The sequence below is a fragment of the Methanoregula sp. genome (genome assembly GCF_049690535.1).
Taxonomy (GTDB): Archaea; Halobacteriota; Methanomicrobia; order Methanomicrobiales; family Methanospirillaceae; genus Methanoregula.
Genome location: NZ_JBAVMX010000005.1, coordinates 19,599 through 38,119, shown reverse-complemented (window position 1 = coordinate 38,119; position 18,521 = coordinate 19,599). Strand labels below are relative to the sequence as shown.

General features: G+C 57.2%; 19 protein-coding genes and 1 tRNA gene. 7 read left to right on the top strand and 13 right to left on the bottom strand.

Going from position 1 to position 18,521, the window contains the following annotated elements; translation table 11 throughout:
* Positions 1-102 precede the first annotated feature (102 nt).
* Positions 103-468, top strand: a complete 366-nt coding sequence (locus WCE46_RS00365; protein ID WP_424731718.1) for a DUF6876 family protein — start codon at positions 103-105, stop codon at positions 466-468.
* A gap of 803 nt (positions 469-1,271) precedes the next feature.
* Here WCE46_RS00365 and WCE46_RS00360 read toward each other — a convergent pair.
* The gene (locus WCE46_RS00360) at positions 1,272-1,586 is read right to left on the bottom strand and encodes a hypothetical protein (RefSeq protein ID WP_424731717.1); all 315 of its coding nucleotides are present in this window, start codon (positions 1,584-1,586) and stop codon (positions 1,272-1,274) included.
* Positions 1,587-1,820: 234 nt separating this feature from the next.
* On the opposite strand from WCE46_RS00360, the gene WCE46_RS00355 reads away from it, so the two are divergent.
* Together WCE46_RS00355 and WCE46_RS00350 are read left to right on the top strand one after the other, a co-directional pair.
* Positions 1,821-1,893 (top strand) — tRNA-Gln (locus tag WCE46_RS00355).
* 55 nt (positions 1,894-1,948) lie between these two features.
* Positions 1,949-2,770, top strand: a complete 822-nt coding sequence (locus WCE46_RS00350) for a potassium channel family protein (protein ID WP_424731716.1) — start codon at positions 1,949-1,951, stop codon at positions 2,768-2,770.
* 126 nt (positions 2,771-2,896) lie between these two features.
* On the opposite strand, the gene sucD is transcribed toward WCE46_RS00350, so the two are convergent.
* The 12 genes from sucD to WCE46_RS00290 form a co-directional block, all read right to left on the bottom strand.
* Positions 2,897-3,775: a succinate--CoA ligase subunit alpha gene (gene sucD / locus WCE46_RS00345; protein ID WP_424731715.1), complete on the bottom strand. Its 879-nt coding sequence runs from the start codon at positions 3,773-3,775 to the stop codon at positions 2,897-2,899.
* On the bottom strand, positions 3,772-4,857 hold the full coding sequence (locus tag WCE46_RS00340; protein ID WP_424731714.1) for a succinate--CoA ligase subunit beta: 1,086 nt from the start codon (positions 4,855-4,857) through the stop codon (positions 3,772-3,774). The genes sucD and WCE46_RS00340 overlap by 4 nt, the downstream gene beginning before the upstream one ends.
* Positions 4,854-5,393, bottom strand: coding sequence for a 2-oxoacid:acceptor oxidoreductase family protein (locus tag WCE46_RS00335; RefSeq protein WP_424731713.1), 540 nt, complete (start codon positions 5,391-5,393; stop codon positions 4,854-4,856). Before WCE46_RS00335 ends, WCE46_RS00340 begins: the two co-directional genes overlap by 4 nt.
* Positions 5,390-6,193, bottom strand: coding sequence for a thiamine pyrophosphate-dependent enzyme (locus tag WCE46_RS00330; protein WP_424731712.1), 804 nt, complete (start codon positions 6,191-6,193; stop codon positions 5,390-5,392). The genes WCE46_RS00335 and WCE46_RS00330 overlap by 4 nt, the downstream gene beginning before the upstream one ends.
* Complete coding sequence (locus tag WCE46_RS00325) at positions 6,190-7,293, bottom strand: 2-oxoacid:acceptor oxidoreductase subunit alpha (protein WP_424731711.1); 1,104 nt, start codon at positions 7,291-7,293, stop codon at positions 6,190-6,192. Before WCE46_RS00325 ends, WCE46_RS00330 begins: the two co-directional genes overlap by 4 nt.
* Positions 7,290-7,562 carry a 4Fe-4S dicluster domain-containing protein gene (locus WCE46_RS00320; protein WP_424731710.1) on the bottom strand — a complete coding sequence of 91 codons (273 nt, stop codon included), beginning with the start codon at positions 7,560-7,562 and terminating at the stop codon, positions 7,290-7,292. Before WCE46_RS00320 ends, WCE46_RS00325 begins: the two co-directional genes overlap by 4 nt.
* A gap of 48 nt (positions 7,563-7,610) precedes the next feature.
* Complete coding sequence (locus WCE46_RS00315; RefSeq protein WP_424731709.1) at positions 7,611-8,177, bottom strand: FumA C-terminus/TtdB family hydratase beta subunit; 567 nt, start codon at positions 8,175-8,177, stop codon at positions 7,611-7,613.
* Positions 8,171-9,007 (bottom strand): fumarate hydratase, encoded by an 837-nt coding sequence (locus tag WCE46_RS00310; RefSeq protein WP_424731708.1) that lies wholly within the window; start codon positions 9,005-9,007, stop codon positions 8,171-8,173. Before WCE46_RS00310 ends, WCE46_RS00315 begins: the two co-directional genes overlap by 7 nt.
* A gap of 126 nt (positions 9,008-9,133) precedes the next feature.
* Positions 9,134-9,898: a 50S ribosomal protein L16 gene (locus WCE46_RS00305; protein ID WP_424731707.1), complete on the bottom strand. Its 765-nt coding sequence runs from the start codon at positions 9,896-9,898 to the stop codon at positions 9,134-9,136.
* A 122-nt stretch (positions 9,899-10,020) separates the two neighbouring features.
* Entirely contained in the window at positions 10,021-10,782 is a 762-nt protein-coding gene (locus tag WCE46_RS00300; RefSeq protein ID WP_424731706.1) for an ABC transporter ATP-binding protein, read from the bottom strand.
* Positions 10,779-11,540: an ABC transporter permease gene (locus tag WCE46_RS00295; protein ID WP_424731705.1), complete on the bottom strand. Its 762-nt coding sequence runs from the start codon at positions 11,538-11,540 to the stop codon at positions 10,779-10,781. The genes WCE46_RS00300 and WCE46_RS00295 overlap by 4 nt, the downstream gene beginning before the upstream one ends.
* Positions 11,541-11,572: 32 nt before the next feature.
* Entirely contained in the window at positions 11,573-12,826 is a 1,254-nt protein-coding gene (locus WCE46_RS00290; protein ID WP_424731704.1) for an ABC transporter substrate-binding protein, read from the bottom strand.
* Between the two features lie 209 nt (positions 12,827-13,035).
* Between WCE46_RS00290 and WCE46_RS00285 the strand changes: the two genes are divergently transcribed.
* The 4 genes from WCE46_RS00285 to gatE are packed head-to-tail and all read left to right on the top strand — an operon-like array spanning position 13,036 to position 18,177.
* Entirely contained in the window at positions 13,036-13,569 is a 534-nt protein-coding gene (locus WCE46_RS00285) for a helix-turn-helix domain-containing protein (RefSeq protein WP_424731703.1), read from the top strand.
* A 54-nt stretch (positions 13,570-13,623) separates the two neighbouring features.
* A complete protein-coding gene (argH, locus tag WCE46_RS00280) occupies positions 13,624-15,105 on the top strand; it encodes an argininosuccinate lyase (RefSeq protein ID WP_424731702.1) in 1,482 nt (493 codons plus the stop codon).
* 5 nt (positions 15,106-15,110) lie between these two features.
* Complete coding sequence (gatD, locus tag WCE46_RS00275) at positions 15,111-16,340, top strand: Glu-tRNA(Gln) amidotransferase subunit GatD (RefSeq protein WP_424731701.1); 1,230 nt, start codon at positions 15,111-15,113, stop codon at positions 16,338-16,340.
* Positions 16,330-18,177, top strand: a complete 1,848-nt coding sequence (gatE, locus tag WCE46_RS00270; protein ID WP_424731700.1) for a Glu-tRNA(Gln) amidotransferase subunit GatE — start codon at positions 16,330-16,332, stop codon at positions 18,175-18,177. Before gatD ends, gatE begins: the two co-directional genes overlap by 11 nt.
* Positions 18,178-18,521: the final 344 nt, after the last annotated feature.

Genomic DNA, 18,521 nt, shown 5'->3' with positions numbered 1-18,521 from the left:
CCTCGATACTCTGATCGCAGAACGGCAACGGCTTGAGATGAATGCATGGGTCTGCGAGCCGCTGCCGTGCAGGGCTTCCGCAGAGGCCCGGGGGCGGTCGTCATGATCGCAGCCGAGGATCTCAAATCCTCCCTTTCTCATTTTACCGGGACGACCCGGTACATCCGCGACCCGTTCACCGGCCTTATCCACACGGATGGGATCGAGCACCTGGCCGAACGTGCGGAGGCGCAGTGGCTGATCTCCGATATCGGCGCAGTTTTCCACATTCACCAAAATATCAGGGGAATACCATTTCAGCTCTGGACCCTGACGGTCAACGAAGAAAATACGGCGGTCCTGACCTGTCGCGAAGACTGCGACATGCCGGTGATTTACGAGCAGAAATACGAGTACACCGATTTTCCGGTCGGGACCTGGAAGATGTATCTTATCGACGGTGTTCTGATGGTTCCCTCGGAGTACTGAGGGGCCCCTATGCTTAGCCCTCGGCAACTACGGGAGTACCGGAAAAAACGTTCAACCATTTTTGGAATTGCAAAAAGCCTGTGGTGGGGTTTGCATCGGCTTAAGAAACGGATCCAGATTCGGTTCAGATAAAAAGGTGGCCCGACAGGGACACCATGACGCCAATCAAAGAGCCCTGCCGGGTTGGTACAGTATCGACGCCCGGCATTATCTTTCTTGGCAACGGTTGGACCCGCCCCGAAGGCTCACGCGACGGGCCCGCCATGCGGCCCCGTAACCGGCTCGCCTTCTCCCGCCCCCGGCCATACGCCCGTGTGCCTGTCCTCTTGGGCTGTCCCGATCTTCCTGGGCCCGCCCGATGCTCACGCGACACGGCGATGGTCGCCGTGTTCCGGCTCGCATCCTCCCACCCCCGACCGGAAACCGACCCCCGTAGGAGTTATCGCTACATACTGCCCGCCCTTAAGAAGGGCGGGAGGAGCGAAGCGGGCGGTGGGTCGTGGCCGCAGTGGCCCGAGTGAGCGCCGCTTCAGGGTGCGAAGGTAACGAGCCGCATCAGCGGTGAGTCCGAGCCCCTGATGCGTCGCGCGAACGAGTCACCGAACGTTACGCATATGCCCGATCAACAGCGACGAACACGATGCGAAGCATGGTGTGAGGAGCGAGCCGGGCAGCCGCCGGCGCTGGAACGGAGTGACGAGCTGGGGGCGTCATCATACCAACAGAGCAACCTCAAAAAGCAGCGAGGTGATGTGAAGCGAGCCGGAGCATCAGCGAGGACGAGTGAACATGACCGAGCGTCATCATCTCTCTTGTTCGGTTGAGAGAGGATCGCCGCCCCGCTCCGCACGCTTCGTGCACCTTCGGCGCACTCGCACCTGCTCCGCGGACCGGCTTGCTTTGTGCTTCTCTTTTTCAGCAAGTTCCACCAGTTTCTTGAATCTTGGATCTTTTTGAAATTGTTCCAGATTTTCTATAATTATATTCAATTCTGACATTTTTCGTTCGATTTCATGCAGTTCTTCCCATCTTTTTTTCTGCTCCTCTTGGAGATAACGTATCATGAACTCCTGGTATCGCAATTCTCGTTCAATAGCAGAAAAGTCGCTTTTATCCATGCGTTAAAAATTTCTTGATGTCTTCATATAACAGCGGCGTTTTTGATTTTTTATGATATTCAGAAATGTTGGGGAAGCCCACGCGGCAAGGGGCCGTGCCCCGTTGAGCGTCCTCCTCTCGAATTCTTCATATCTTATGACCTGATGTGGATTTTAATATCTCATGCGCGAAATGGAATAAGACAAGTTTTCTTTACGGAAATTTGCCGAATGTATTCAACCAAGACATGACCCACCCCCGTAGTGTAGCGGTCAATCATGCCGGTCTTTGACACCGGCGACACCAGTTCGAATCTGGTCGGGGGTATCGCTTTTCAGGATAGAAGAATCCATTTTATATCCGTGTGTTCATATCTGGTTGTGTGATAAAAACCCTTCATCTCCGTCTGCGTATCTATGTCTCCATTCTTGTCGTGGTGATCCTGGCAGGCGTCGCCGGAATGATGACATTTGAGAACCGAAGCCTGCTTGACTCGTTCTATTTTGTGGTGGTCACGATTGCAACGGTGGGTTTTGGGGATATCTACCCGGTGACCCCTGCCGGGAAATTGCTTACGATTGCAATTATCCTTGTCGGGGTCGGCTGTTTTGTGGGTCTTGCTGCATCCGCCATTGACATGATGATCGAGAAACGGGAGCATGCTTTGCGGCAGGGGAACCTCAACATGATGGTGGGTGTCTTTTTCTCCGAAGTGGGGACAAGCCTGCTCCGGACCTTCTCGGCACACGACCCTGCCGTTGACCAGGTACGCGCTGCACTCCTGGTGTCAGATACCTGGTCCGATGAGGATTTTGCCCGTGCCTTTGAAACCCTGCATCAGCATGGTACCAGAATAGACAGTAAAACCCTTGACCTGCCAAATCTGAAAGGATTCCTTATATCCCATAGAAATTTCATGCTCACCTTCTTTGAGAACCCGCAGATTATCGAGCACGAAGGCTTCACCCCGCTTCTCCAGGCAGTTTTTCACCTTGCCGAGGAACTGGCTGCACGCGATCAGTTTCTGGATCTACCGGCATCAGATTATGCCCATCTTTCTGGAGATATTAACCGGGCCTATGGCCTGCTGATTGTTGAGTGGATGACCTATATGCGCCATTTAAAGAAGCATTATCCCTATCTCTTCTCCCTCGCAATGCGGACAAACCCGTTCGATGCACATGCATCGGCAATCGTCCGGTAGCTCCATCAAGAAACCCTTTTTTGCCGGTAGACCTTTTCCTGCATCAACGAAACCGCCCCATCAACCATGCAACGTGGGGATCAAAATAATAAAAAGGAGTTATTGACCTGAATAGTTCTGTGCTTTTTAGCAATGGCCGCGGAACAGATCCCGGACAAGATCCGGGATTTCAGACGGGCGGGAAGCAACAGGGATATTCATTTTCTTAAGCCTCGCGATCTTGGATTTTGCATCACTTTCCCCGCCTTCGACAATAGCGCCGGCATGGCCCATCCGTTTATCAGATGGAGCTGAGACCCCGGCGATGTAAGCGACAAGTGGCACATCCGTATTCCGGGCCCCCTCCACCTCGAGGTTCCCGCCCACTTCACCAATCAATACCACGGCCTTTGTTTCCGGGTCCTGTGCGAACCGTTCCAGCACGTCCTCAAAGGTCTGGCCGATCACCGGGTCGCCCCCGATACCGACCACGGTGCTCTGCCCGATACCTGCCCTTGTCAGTTCATCGACAACTTCGTACGTGAGCGTCCCGCTTCTCGAGATCACTCCGACATAGCCCCGGGAGAAGAGCCCGGCGGGCATAATTCCCATCTTCACTTCCCCGGGCGAGAGGAGACCCGGGCAGTTGGGGCCGATCACGGAGCACCCCTTCATCTTGGCGTAGGCAATCGCTTTCATCGTGTCGTGCACCGGGACATGCTCGGTGATCGCGACGACAAGTTCAAGGCCTGCATCTGCCGATTCCATAATGGAATCTGCCGCCGCAGTCCCGGGCACAAAGATCACGCTGGCTGTTGCGTCCTGTTCTTTTTGTGCCTCTTTTACTGTGTTATAGACCGGGACGCCATGTACCGTCTGGCCGCCTTTCTTTGGTGTGACACCCGCGACCACACCCCGCCCGCCGACCTGTCGGGCATACTCATTCATGAGCCCGATGTGGTACTCGCCCTGCCGGCCGGTCGCGCCCGCCACGATAATACCGGTCTTCTTGTCCCCGTAGATCATTTCACAACCTCCACGGCCCTTTTTACCACAAGATCCATGGTGTCGAGCATCTCGTAGCCTTTCTCCGAGAGAAGTTTTCGTCCCTCTTCCGCGTTTGTTCCCGCAATCCGGACGATCACCGGCACACTGACACCGGAGGCAATGATGCCCCGTGCCACTTCATCGCAGCGCGTGATGCCGCCGAGCAGGTTCACCACAATAACCTTCACCTTCGGGACGCTTGCAACCAGGCGCACTGCATGCATCACCCGCTCGCTGTCCGCACCGCCGCCAACGTCAAGGAAATCTGCGGCTTTGCCGCCATAGAACTCGATGAGGTCGAGCGTTGACATCGTAAGACCGGCCCCGTTCCCGATGACACCGATGTTACCGCCAAGCTCGACAAACGAGAAACCGTGTTTCTCTGCTTCACGTTCACGCTCTGTCAGGTCCCGGTTGACCGCAATCCCCTGGCGGGCAAGGCTGTTGTCATCGATGATCAGTTTGGCGTCGGCCGCATAGACTCCACCCGGTGTCGTAACGAGCGGGTTGATCTCGGCTAGGAGCGCATCCTTGTGGCAGAATACATGGTATAACCGGTTAACGGTCTTCTGGATATCGGCCGGTGCATCGCCGCAGAGTTCCCGCAGGAGAAATCCCGGTACATCGGGAAGAAGAGGGCAGAAACTGACCGACCGGACAGCACCTGCATTTTTGCGTGAGGTCTCTTCGATATCCATCCCGCCCATCTCTGCAAAGAGGATCACAGGCTGTTTCTTTGCCCGGTCCATCGTGATACTGACAAAGTACTCGTGCTGGATATCGAGGCGCTCTTCGATAAGGATCCTCTGGACCGGAATGTCCTTGATGGTGGTGTTGAAGAGTTTGCGGGCTGTTTCAATGACCGTGTCGTGATCGGCCATCAGGACGCCCCCGGCCTTCCCCCTACCTCCGACATCCACCTGGGCCTTAACCACAACCTTTCCCTTGATCGCGTCCATGTGGAGGAGGATCTCCTCGTGTTTGCTCACCAGGATGCCTGTCGGCACCTTGATTCCCTCATCGGCAAAGAGCTGTTTTGCCTCGTACTCCAGTAGTTTCATGGCTGTTTCTTCCCTCCGGCAAGTGCGATCCCGAGTTCCATGGCTTTGGTGTTGAGTGCTTCGGTACCTTTAGGAACTGAATCAAGAATGGCTTTTTTCAGTGCTTCAACGCTTACCACGTGCGTATAGCCAACAAGCGCCCCGAGCATCACGATATTTGCCACGATGTCCCGGCCTAGCGTCGTCTTTGCCTCGGCAGTTGCCGGGATCTCGTAAAACGTGCAGCAGGGCCGCGAGTGGACAAGTGTGGAATCGAGGATCATGACAGCTTCGGGCCGGGCCGCGGCGCCGTACTTCTCGAAACCTTCCTGCGACATGATGACAAAGACGTCGGGAACCGCCACTTTGGGGTACAGGATCTCATCGTCATCGATGATCACTGCGCTCATCGATGCCCCGCCCCGGGCCTCGGGCCCGTAAACCTGCGTCTGAACGGCGAACTTGTGGTCGTACATCACCGCAGCCCGCCCGAGAATGACCGCGGACAGGATGATCCCCTGCCCCCCAAACCCGGAGAACCTGACTTCGCGCCTCATGGCTGTGTCTCCTTTGGGGGCAGGCCCATCGCGGGCCGGTTGCGCCGCATAAGTTCGCCGACCACGTACATATCTTCCGGGATTGGCTCTCCTTGTTCGAGCAGACGGTCCCGCTTTGCTTTCAGGAGCGAGTGTGATTTGAGGAACTCAATCTGATCGGCAACCTGCCGGAACTTGTTCCGGCGCCCGAAGTTCGTGGGGCACTGGACAAGGGCTTCGATAAATGAGAACCCCGGGGTCTCAAGGCCGACTTTTATTGCTTTTTCAAGTTCCTTTACGTGGAACGATGTCCAGCGGGAGACATAGTTTGCACCCGCTGCTATGGCGAGTTCCGAGAGATCGAATGCCGGCTCGGTGCACCCGTAGGGTGTCGTTGTCGACACGCAGCCCCGGGGCGTGGTTGGGCTGCCCTGCCCGCCGGTCATTCCATAGATCTGGTTGTTCATGCAGACCACCGTAAGATCGATGTTACGGCGGCAGGCATGGATAAAGTGGTTGCCACCGATTGCGGCGAGATCTCCGTCCCCGGTGAAGACCACAACATGGAGTTTCGGGTTTGCCATCTTGACCCCGGTTGCAAATGCAAGTGCCCGCCCGTGGGTCGTGTGCAGCGAATCAGTGACGATATAGCCTGGTGCCCGCGACGAACACCCGATCCCCGAGACAAAGACGGTATCCTCTTTTTTCCATCCCATTGAACTGACGGCGGCAAGAGTACAATTGATGATCGTGCCGTTCCCGCAGCCGGCGCAGTAGATGTGGGGGAGCCGGTCCTGCCGGAACCAGTCCTCAAAGCTCATGCCCCGGCCTCCCATTCTGTAAACAGTTCCGCCGGTGTATGCAGTTCCCCGCCGAGTTTCGGGATCGAAGTCACCGGCACTTTTGCGTGCCGTTCAATCTCCCGGGCGATCTGGCCGAGGTTGAGTTCAGGCACGATGAACCGGCGGGAGTTTTTGAAAAGAGCGAGAGCGTGGGTTGGGAACGGCCAGACGGTACGGATCCGCAGGAAGCCAATTGTCTTGTCCGGGTGATCGTGGATCACCTGCTGGACGGTGCGTACGGGTGCGCCATATGCGATAAAGACCTGCTCTGCATCAGGATTGATCACGTCGAAATCCGCGAGTTCCTGCGTCGCCGACTCGATTTTGTCAACGAGTCGCTGTACGAGTGCGGCGTGCAGTCCGGGGTTCGTCGCACACGGGTAGCCCCGTTCATCATGCGTGAGACCTGTGACGTGTGTCCCGTAGCCCTTTCCGAATTCGGGGAATCCGGGAATACGATCTGCACCCGGCTTAAACGGCGGGGTGCCGGGTACAAAGGCCGGGCGGCCAGTGTGCTCCACGTCATCCGGCACGATGATGCGCTCCCGCATGTGCCCGATTACTTCGTCGGCCATTAAAAAGACCGGCACCCGGTACTTGTCGGCGAGGTTGAATGCCTTTGCCGTGAGGTCGTACATCTCCTGCACGCTTGCCGGGCAGAGCGCGATTATCGCGTAATCTCCGTGCGATCCGAACCGGCACTGCATCATATCGCCCTGTGCCGCCATGGTGGGCTGGCCAGTGGAAGGGCCGCCCCGCTGCACGTTCACGATCACGCAGGGTGTCTCGGTCATCGCTGCGTACCCGATATTTTCCATCATCAGGGAAAAACCCGGGCCGCTTGTCGCGGTCATCGCCCGGGCACCGGTCCATGAGGCGCCGATCACGGAGGCAATGCTTGCCAGTTCATCCTCCATCTGGATAAAGACCCCGCCCCGTTTCGGGAGTTTTACTGCCATGTGCTCGGCGATCTCGGTCGAGGGGGTGATCGGGTACCCGCCAAAGAACCGGCACCCCGCCGCCAGCGCCCCTTCTGCGGAAGCAATATTCCCCTGCCAGAATTCAAGTCTCGATGTCAATATTCAATCGCCACCTTGTGCGGTTCGTACGGCTCTTCCTCCACCCAGTGGATGGCCTGGTCGGGACAGGTGAGCTGGCAGACACCGCAGAGCTGCCGGCCGTACAGGTGCCGGAGCCGGCAGTTGGTACAGCGCTCCGGGCGGTCGAGTTCCGGTACCACAATCCCCCGCAGGTTGGGGCGTGTCCCCTCCTTGAAAATCCTGTACGGACAGACCTTGGTACAGAGATTGCAGCCTTTGCACCGGGTCTCGTCTATGGCGAGTTTCATGTGATGTGTCCTATGTATGTAGCCGTTGAGCCGAAAAAAACCTATTCTTTATACGCATTCCGTTTTCTGGTCTGCGCCGAAGATTTTTCTTGCGTTCTCCCGCACGGCCCCGAACATATCGTTTCCGTGTGCATCGATCCCGACCACGAGCGGGAGCCGGTCGAGTTCGATTACCCAGACCGCTTCGGCCATGCCGAGATCGGGAAAATGTACGCCTTTTAATGTCATGTGGGATGCGGCAAGCGCCGCACATCCCCCGGTGAAGGCGAAGTAGACGCCCCTTCCCCGGAGCTGTTCTTTCACGGTGCCGTTCATGCCGCCTTTCCCGATCAGCGCCCGGATCCCATGGTCAAACAGGAATCCTGAAAGGGTGTTCATCCGTGAGGATGTGGTCGGCCCTGCCGCCACGATCCTGTTGTCTTTTACCACCGGTCCGCAGTGATAGATCACGGCCCCTTTTGGATCAAAGGGGATCCCCTCCTTCTGCATGCGGAGATGCGCCTCGTCCCGTGCGGTGTAGACAATGCCCGAAAGTTCGACCCGGTCGCCCGCCCTGAGTGCGAGAATCTCATCACCAACCGGTGTGTGGAGCTGCACGACTGTTCCGGTCACCATTTCACCTCAACGGTTGCATGCCGGTTCGCCCAGCACTGCACATTCACGGCAACCGGCAGAGATGCGGTGTGGCAGGCTGCCGTTTTTACTTTGATGGCAAGTGCCGTAGTGTTCCCGCCAAGCCCCATCGGGCCGATCCCGAGCCGGTTCACTGCATCGCAGAGCTGCTGCTCGAAGGGAGTCATTTCATCGATGGGCTGGAGCAGCGCCTCCTTTGCGAGCGCCGTGACGCTGTCGAATGTCCCCCCGATCCCGACACCGAGTACGACCGGTGGGCAGGGCCGTCCTTCAGCAATCAGCATGGTCTCAAGAACGATCTCCTCAATCCTGTCTTTCTGTGACGGGAGGAGCATCACAACCCTTGAAACATTCTCGGCACCGGCCCCTTTGGGCAGAACCGTGACGGTAAACCGGTCGCCGGGCCTGACGTGGATCGCCGGCATTCCCTCCCCTGTATTATCTCCTGAATTGTGCCGGGTGAGGGGATCGACAACGTTTGGCCGCAGCGGGATATCCTGTGTCGCTTTGCGGATGCCGTCGGCGACTGCATCAAAAAGCAGGCCCGTGAAAGGCACGTCTGGAGGAAGTGTGATGTAGACAACCGGGACACCGGTGTCCTGGCAGAGGGGCACGCCGAGCTGTTCAGCCGCGAGAATATTTTTTGTTATATTATCATATTCTCCCCGTGCCACCGCATGTGTTTCTGATGCGGCAGCTTTTGCTATTGCCTGTTTTACATCGGGAGGCAGGCAGATGACCGCCTCCTGCAAAGCTATGTACGTTGCTTTTGCAACTGCCGCCCGCAGACCCTCCGGTTTTGTATACTGCATTTATCTATAGTTGAGCGGCGGGGAGATTATATACTGTGCGAATGGCAGCAGCCGGCGTGATGATCCTGTCATACCCTGCCGTACCGGCTAAAACACTCTAAAAAAAAAGAAAAGAAAGGGAAAAAATTATTTCTTGCCGCCCTTGTGTGCGCCACCCTTGTGGTCAGCACCCTTTGCGGCTTCTGCGCCCTTTGCTGGCTCTGCTTTTGCCGGTTCTGCCTTTGCGGGTCCTTTTCCACCCTTGTGGTCGGCACCCTTTGCGGCTTCTGCGCCCTTTGCCGGTTCTGCTGCTGCTGCCGCTGCTGCTTCGGTCTCGGTCTCGGCCTTGACCGGTGCTGCGATCTTATCGCCGGCGATCTTCGGTGCTGCGACGATCTTACCGCTCACCTTGATCGTGTGGACCTTGAGATGGGACGGGGTTGGGAGCTTGTGTGCCCCGTTCCTCATCGCTGCCTTGATCTTGTCCAGGTACTGGGGCGTGGAGAAGACCGTGAAGATCATCTGGCCGGCTTCGACCCGTGCTGCAGTCCCGACGGCCTTGCCGAATGCAAGGCGCATCCCTTCCGAGACACGGTCTGCACCTGCGCCGGTTGCCTGCTTGTTCTCACGGAGCACGTGGTGCGGGAAGACACGGACCTTGAAGTGGAAGTTTGTCCTTCCGACATCCTTCAGGAGCTTCCTGTTGATCGAGATACGGGATGCCTCAAGGGCACTGTGCCGGATCTGGCAGGTCTCTTCAACGATCAGGTCAACCTCAGTCGGGAATTCCTGGGAAAGGTTTCCCATTTCGAACTGTACGATCTTGTTGCCAGGAACCCCGCCCATGTACTCTCTGCGAGTATAGGCTTTCTTTGCAAGATTCCTGTACATCTTTCCCGGTTTTCTTACCATCGCATCCCTCTCCTAGTGTATGAATCGTAAAAGCAGGCACAAAAACACATATATGTCAAAGTTTTCGTGCCGGCACACTTTACAAACTGCTTTAATAAAATAGAGATTGAGCGTATTAAACCTTACTGGACGGGATCCGATTCCTCCCGGATCATATCGAGCAGGTGACGCCGGATCTGGCCGAACTCGTCACCCGTGCGCTCCCGTGGACGGGCGCTTGGGACCGTGACGATCTCCTTGATCCTGCCCGGGCGCTGCGTGAGGACGACAATACGATCTGCAAGGAATACTGCCTCGTCCACGCTGTGAGTGACAAAGACAACGGTCTTTTTGGTTTTCTCCCAAATCCCGAGCAATTCGTGCTGCATCCGGTTCCGTGTCTGGGCATCGAGGGCACCGAACGGTTCGTCCATAAGAAGGATGGACGGCTCGATAGCAAGTGCCCGGGCCACGGCAACCCTCTGCCTCATGCCCCCGGAGAGCTCATGGGGATAACTGTGTTCGAACCCTTTGAGGCCGACCAGATCGAGGTACTTCTCCGCAGCCGCCACCCGGTCTGGTTTTTTCATCCCTTTTAATTCGAGACCGAGCGTCACATTTTCCATAACCGTTCTCCACGGGTAAAGGGAATATTCCTGAAAGATCATTGCCATCTTGGGGCTGGGACGAGTGACCGGCTCCCCGTCAACAGATACCGACCCGGCAGATGCGGATTCAAGTCCGGCAATAATCCGGAGTACGGTTGTCTTGCCGCAGCCTGATGGCCCGAGAATGCAGATGAACTCCTCGTTATTCACTGCGAGTGAGATATGGGAGAGTGCCTCGATCGTTTCCCCTTTTTCAGAGGTAAATGTCCGCGAGACATCACTGATGGTCAGTGTCATCGCTCCAGCCCCCTCCATCCGAAACAGCGTTTTTCGACTGCCTTGAACCCCAGATCGATCACGAGGCCGATCAGGCCGATGACGACAATGCCTGCGATGATCACGTTGATCTGCCCCAGATTGTAGGCGTACATGATCAGGTACCCGAGACCAGATGTCGGTCCCGGCAGGATCTCCGCTGCAACCACGCACATCCACGAGATCCCAAAGCCCACCCTGAGACCGGTCCAGATTGTCGGAGCAGCGCCCGGGAGAACAACTTTGGTGAGGATCTGGCGTTCGCTTGCCCCAAGCGTCGTACCTACCTCAATCCAGGTATTCTTGACCCCTCTTACTCCGTCAACGGTATTGAGCAGGATCGGGAAAACTGCGCCGATAAAGATGATGAACACGATGGAGACGATCCCGATCTTGAACCATGCCAGTGCGAGGGGCACCCATGCAAGGGGCGGCACCGGGCGGAGGAGTTCGATGGTGATATCGAAAAAATCATTGAGCACGGCAAACCTACCCATCCCGATGCCAAGAGGGATGGCAACGGCCGCGGCAAGTGCAAACCCGAGGACTACCCGTTCGATGCTCACAAGCGCATTATCCACGAGGCTGCCCGTACCGAGGATATCTGAAAACGGGCTTAACAGTACCGGGATCACTGTTTCAAGTTTAGGCAGGAAAAAAGGGTTGTTGACGATAATTGCCACGATCTCCCACCCGATGATGAGGAGGATGGGCAATATCAGTCCGAGACGCCGTGTCATTGTTCTTTACAGTAATGAGCGGCAATCCTCTTTTAAACCTTTACTTCAGTTACCGTAATGCCGCTGCTCTGCAGGGCGCTGCGGATCATGACATCCTGGATGGAGCCCTTGCCGGGTGCTGCAATCACAAGCGGTTTTCCTGCATCCGAGCGTGCCTTTGCCCATGCGGCAAAACTCCGCCAGTCCTCTGCGGGTGCGCCATTGGCAACCACAAGGCCGGAACCGAGGTTATCGATCGGGTAGGCGATGGTAATCGGGGTGCCCTGGTCGATCGCGCTGATTGCCGGCGGGACACCGACATAGGACAGCTGGATCGAGTTTGTGGCTGCAAGCTGCATCAGGTTGGGCCCGGCATTTGCCGGTACAAGGTTGACTGTGGCAACTTTCTGGCCGTTTACGATGAAGTCAGCGACATCCGGTTTTGCCTTGGTGAGGTCTTCCGGTTTGAGGGCGATGCCATACGTGTCATTGAAGTACTGCCAGTTCTTGACCGCAACAAAGAGGGCCGAGTGGTCGACGGCATTGAGATATCCGATTCCTACCGTACTCTGGATGGTTGCAGGTGTCGGCACGTTCTTTGAAGCGAGGATGGCAGTTGCGCTGGTGTACGGCTGGAAGTTGTAAAGAACGGCATCCTGGCTGGTACTGTTCGCGACAAAGCCCTTGACAGTCCCCAGGTTAATAAGCGCCTGCACGAAATCCGAGGTACTGGCCTTCCATGAGTCAGACGGATTGTTCGAGAATTCGATGGTCGGCAGGGAGTTGTTGACCACGGTCCCCGATGAGACACTCACGTTTCCGTAGGTGAAGTTCTGTCCGCCGGCCAGCCATTCCGCATCGATCGCGGCGGTTTCCTGCGGGTGGGTGTTGATGTACTGGGTTGCCGCAATGTTGAGCGCGGAGAAGTCATTGACAAAGTCCGGGTTTGCGGCATAGAAGTCTTTTCTTACTACAAAGACGTTCTGCGGGTGGTCGCTCCATTCGCCTGCGGGCGGGAGGTCCTTTGAATAGACTGCGATCTGGCCGATGTTACTTTCCACTCCCGCCTCGACAACCGGCTGCCAAGCAATGTACCCGTCAATCTGACCGGTTGCAAGCAGGGACGGCATCGGGCCAACTCCGGCTGTTTCGAGTATTCCTACGGTTCCGTTCGGGGCTGATGTTGATGGCACAGCGGCCGTGCCGCTGGTCGAAGTACCTGCAGACTGAGTGCAGCCGGCAGTGATCACGATAAGCACAAGGGCAAGTGCGACAAAGGCACCTGCCGTAATCCTCATGATTTTCATGCCCCAGTGTTATTCAGTCAATCATAAAAAAGTGTTCGATTCGGACAGAATATTTTCCTTTTTGGCGTTTTTTATTGATAAATATCTACAATTGGAGAAAATTCTTTCCTTTACTGTCCATACACTCTGAAATACCGGGTTGGTTTTCCCGCCTTTTCTGGACAATGCAGGAAATATTTTTCTATTTTTTACCCAATTGTACCTATTATATGGCACATATGGACCCGATCGACCGGCTCATGCGCGCAGCCCTCATATCCGATGAGGAGTTTGTCGCAACCTTAAACGATCTGCTGAAAAATGATCTGCGGATCAGCGTCCGCGATCTCGCGGACCACTGCGGTATTGCCCAGAGCTCTCTCTATAAGATCCTTCACGGTACACGCTCGCCGAACCTCTCGACCCTGCGGGAGATCGTAAAGGCACTGCGCCAGTTCTACCACATCGGGGACGAGAACTTCATCGGCCTGATCGCTGCACGGCCGGTACTTGAGAGCATTGAGGAACGCCTTGCTGATGTGGATGGCCACCACATGCGGGTCCGGGAATATCCTGTCCACACGATGGAAGATGCCATCGTTGCTGCCGTCCGTGCCGAACGGGAAGGGGCGATTGCCATTGTCTGTGCCCCGATCGTATCCAGTATCATCGAGCAGCTCGTCCATGTGCCGGTGGCAACCATCATCCCCCGCGAGTCGGTCCAGCGGGCGATCGAGCTTGCCGCCCGGAAGGCGTGGATTTAATCGATCCGCGCACAAACATGAGTGTAAGTAAAAGGGTACTCCTGAGGTGAACGGATGCGAACCGATGTAGTGAGGCTGGGACGTCTTTCTGGTGAGAGGACGGGGGAGATGATGCGTTTTCTCTCGTCGATGCGATCCGACCGCTGTATTGCCGATGCCGATGTGCTGGTGGATATCGCCCATGTGCTGATGCTCGAACGGCAGAAGATTATCGGCACCGATATCGCAAAGCAGCTCCTGCCGGCACTTCTCGAACTCAACAGCGAGGGAGTACCCGAAGAGGTCTTTGACGACCGGTTCGAGGATGTCCATGCCGGTATCGAATCGCTCCTGATCGAGGCCGTCGGCCCCGATGTCGGTGGCCGCATGCACATGGGACGGTCGCGGAACGACGAGGTGGTGACCTGCATCCGGATCAAGCTGCGTGAAGACCTGCTCAAGCAGATGGCCGCGCTCCTGAAAGTCCGGGAAGTGCTCATCGCCCTTGCCGAGACGCACCGGGAATCCATCATGCCCGGTTTCACCCACATGCAGCACGCCCAGCCCACCACCCTTGCCCATCACCTCCTTGCCTACGAGCAGCAGTTCTCCCGCGATTTCGACCGTCTGCGCGACGCGTATGCCCGGGTCAACCTATGCCCGCTCGGCGCCGCCGCATTTGCATCCACCGGTTACCCCATCGACCGCGAGTATACCTCAAAACTGCTCGGGTTTGACGGCCTTGTCGAAAACACCATGGACGCAGTGGCGACACGGGACTTTGCGCTTGAAACCCTTGCCGATCTCTCCATCCTCATGGCGAACATAAGCCGGCTCTGCGAGGAACTGGTCATCTGGAGCACCTCGTTTGTGAAGTTCGTCTCGCTTGACGATGCGTTCTGCTCGACCTCGTCCATCATGCCGCAAAAAAAGAACCCGGATACCGCTGAGATCATGCGGGCAAAGACCGGCTCTGTCTTCGGGGCTTTTACGGGAGCGCTCATGACGGTCAAGGGCCTGCCCATGAGCTACAACCGTGACCTCCAGGAACTCACGCCCAACATCTGGCGCGGGATGCGGGACGCAAAAGAGAGCCTGCGGCTCCTCATCGACATGCTGTCGAGTGCAACCTTTGATACTGACCGGATGAAAGAGGAGGCCGGCAAAGGATTCTCAACGGCGACAGAACTTGCCGACACGCTCGTGCGGGACTATGGCCTGCCGTTCCGCACCGCCCACAATATCGTAGGAAGGTCTGTCCAGAAGGGCAGCCTGACGCTTGAGACCCTTGAGGAGTCGGCAAAGGAACTCGACCTCGGGATCTCGCTTGCGGGAAAAGGGCTCACGCAGGACCAGATCACCGCAGCCCTTGATGTGGTAAATTCTGTGGGTCTGCGGAAGGCGACCGGCGGGCCGGCACCGTTTGCGACCAAGATCGCCATCGCGGAATGCAAGAAGCAGCTGGATAAGGACTCCTCCCTCATCGATGAGCGGCTCGCAAAGATATCAAAGGCAAAGGAAGACGTGCTTGCCGATGCACGGAGGCTGGTAGCATAAGCCCTATGTTTTCTGCGGGGGATCTCGTCTCCTGCACGTATGGCGGGAAGAGCCATTCGGGAACCTATATCACCGACCGCGACGGCATGGCGGTCGTAAAACTTTCAAGTGGGTACAATATCGGGGTGGAAAAAGCGTCCTGCACGCTCGTCTCCCCTGCACCGGCCTCTTCGCCCCACGCAGCGCCGGTCCGGCAGGACCCGAAACTGCCCGAGTTATCGATTATCTCAACCGGTGGTACCATCGCGAGCCGGATCGATTACCGGACCGGGGCAGTCACCAGCCAGTTCGATGCTGATGATATCCTGACCGCGATCCCGGCGCTCGCGGAGATCGGGCGGTACCGCACGAAGGTGCTCTACACGATCCTCTCCGAGAACATGACCCCGGCGATCTGGCAGGAACTCGCAAAGGCCGTGTATGACGAGATCAAACACGGCGTCACCGGGGTTATCGTCACCCACGGGACAGATACGATGGCCTACAGCGCGGCCGCTCTCAGTTTCATGCTCGATACCCCGGTCCCGGTCATCTTTGTCGGTTCGCAGCGCTCGGCCGACCGCCCCTCAAGCGACAACGCAATGAACGGAGTCTGCGCAGCGGTGGCTGCAGAGAGCGATCTCGGCGAAGTTGCCGTTGTCATGCACGCTACAACAAACGACGATACCTGCGCCATCCACCGGGGCACGAGGGTGCGAAAGATGCACACCTCCCGGCGGGATGCATTCCGGAGCATCGGGATTCCCCCGGTCGGAACCGTTGATTACTCCACCCGCGCCGTAACCCTTACTGATGCCGCTGTCCGCAGGGGCACACGAAAACTTGCCCTGCACGACAAGCTCGAACCGCACTGCGCCCTCATCCAGTTCTATCCCGGCATGTCTCCCGATCTCCTGAAGGCATATGCGGGATACAAGGGGCTCGTTCTTTCGGGCACCGGCCTCGGGCACGTGAGCACAGCGCTGATCCCACCGATAAAAAAACTGATCGCGGATGGGACGCAGGTCGTCATGACCTCGCAGTGCATGAACGGCCGGGTCTGCGACCGGGTCTACGATACGGGCCGGGACCTGCTTGCCGCAGGTGTGATCGAAGGCGGCGACATGCTGCCCGAAGTGGCGCTCGTCAAACAGATGTGGGTGCTCGGGAATGAACGCGACCCAGAAAAAGCGGCGGCGCTGATGACAACCGATCTCAAAGGCGAGTGCATGCGGAGGAGCGCCCATGGATTATAAGGCGGTCGGCCTCGTGGCCGGGATCGAGATCCACCAGCAGCTGGACACAAAAGAGAAACTCTTCTGCCACTGCCCGACAACGCTGCTCGATAACGCCGATCATACGGGCGAGTTCTTCCGGTACCTTCGGGCAACCGAGAGCGAGATGGGCGAGATCGACCGTGCCGCACAGGAAGAGATGAAGCGGGTACGGAAGTTCCAGTATTACACGTACAAATCCACGTGCCTTGTTGAGAACGATGAGGAGCCGCCCGCACCGCTCAACGATGAGGCGCTCACCCTCGGCCTGACGATTGCGAAGCTCTTCGGCATGACGCCAATCCCGCAGATCCACGTGATGCGGAAACTCGTGATCGACGGCTCCAACACGAGCGGGTTCCAGCGCACCGCCCTTGTGGCGGTAAACGGCGCCCTTCCGAACAGCGGGAGCATCGAGACGCTCTGTATCGAGGAGGAGGCGGCGCAAAGGGTAAAGGACGATATCTTCTCTCTCGACCGGCTCGGTATCCCGCTTGTCGAGATCACGACCTCTCCCTGCATGCACACGCCCGAAGACGTCCAGCAGGTGGCCGAGTATATCGGGATGGTGCTCAGGTCGACGGGATCGGTCAAGCGCGGCATCGGGACGATCCGGCAAGACGTGAACATTTCCATTCGTGATGGCGCCCGGGTCGAGATCAAGGGCGTGCAGGAACTTGACCTCATCGCAGAAGTCGTCCGCCGCGAAGTCCAGCGGCAGCAGAGCCTGCTTGCGATCCACGCGGAACTTGTCAAACGCCACGCGAGTGTCGGGACGGAACAGACCGATGTCACGGATCTTTTCAAAGAAACAAAGTCCACGGTCCTTAAGAAGGCAAAGAAGATCCTTGCCCTTGTCCTGCCGGGCTTTGCCGGCCTTGTCGGCCGCGAGATCCAGCCCGGCCGCCGGCTCGGGACCGAGATGTCGGACTACGCGAAGAAGTGCGGGGTCGGCGGGATCTTCCACACCGATGAACTGCCGGCATACGGCGTCACCGCTGAAGAGGTCGCACGGCTCCGCGAGCATGTCCACGCAGGAGAAAATGACGCCGTGATCCTCGTCTCCGGTGCGAGCGCAAAGCAGGCGGACTGCGCCTGGCACCAGGTCGCCGGTCGGGCAAAAGTCGCCCTCTCGGATAAGCCCGTGCCCGAAGAGACGCGGAAGATGCTCGAAGAGGGGAGCACCGCGTACATGCGCCCGCTCCCCGGGGCGGAACGGATGTATCCCGAGACTGATGTGCTGCCAGTCCGGATTGATGAAGCCCGCTGGAACGCGGTTGCCGTGCCGGAACTCCTGACCGTCCGGGCCGGGCGGTTCGAAAAAGATCTCGGCCTTGACCCGGCCATCGCCCGGCAGATGGCATTCTCCGAGCGCCTGCCTCTCTTCGAGCGGGCAATTGCCGGAGGGATCAAGGCGAACCTCGCATCCCGCACGCTCCTTGCGACCATAAAGGAGATCCGCAGGGACGGTGCGGACACCGACAGGATTTCGGACGACGCGATCCTCGCGGTGCTCCATGCAGTCGGGAAGGGCACGGTCGCAAAAGAAGCGATCCCGGAGATCCTTGTGGCTGTCGCAGGAGGAAGCACGGTCGAAGCGGCGATGCAGAAACTTGCCCCGACCGTGTCCCGCGACGAACTCGAAGCGGTGATAAAGAAGATTGTCGCCGACCGTAAGGAGTTCATCGCCCAGAAACAGAAAGCTGCGCTCGGGCCGCTGATGGGTGTCGTGATGCAGGAGGTCCGGGGGTCGGTGGACGGGAAGGTTGTCAGTGAACTTCTTAAAAAAGAGATAGAGAACGTGGCTGGTGGGAAGTGAGGGATTAACTCACTTTCTCTTTTTTTGAGTTACTTAGTTTCATGATTTTTTAGAAGAGCACGTTCTGCTGCAAAATCCTTGCGGCACCATCTGCCGTGAATCTCGTATTTACCAATGGAAAAAATCCTCAAAACCCCTGCATCCCGCCCTTCGGATACCTTCCCGGACCATTTTGAAGCACAAGGGTGGCAGATCCCTGAAGTTTTCTCGAAAAAACCGGGTCGCTTTTTCCCGTTCAGGAACCCCCTTTATTTTTCGGCCATATCTTCATTCCAGTCCATCCCGGCGTTCCGCATGACCAATTGATCCTCCCCATTTTCACAGTCAAAGGAACGCTGCTAAAT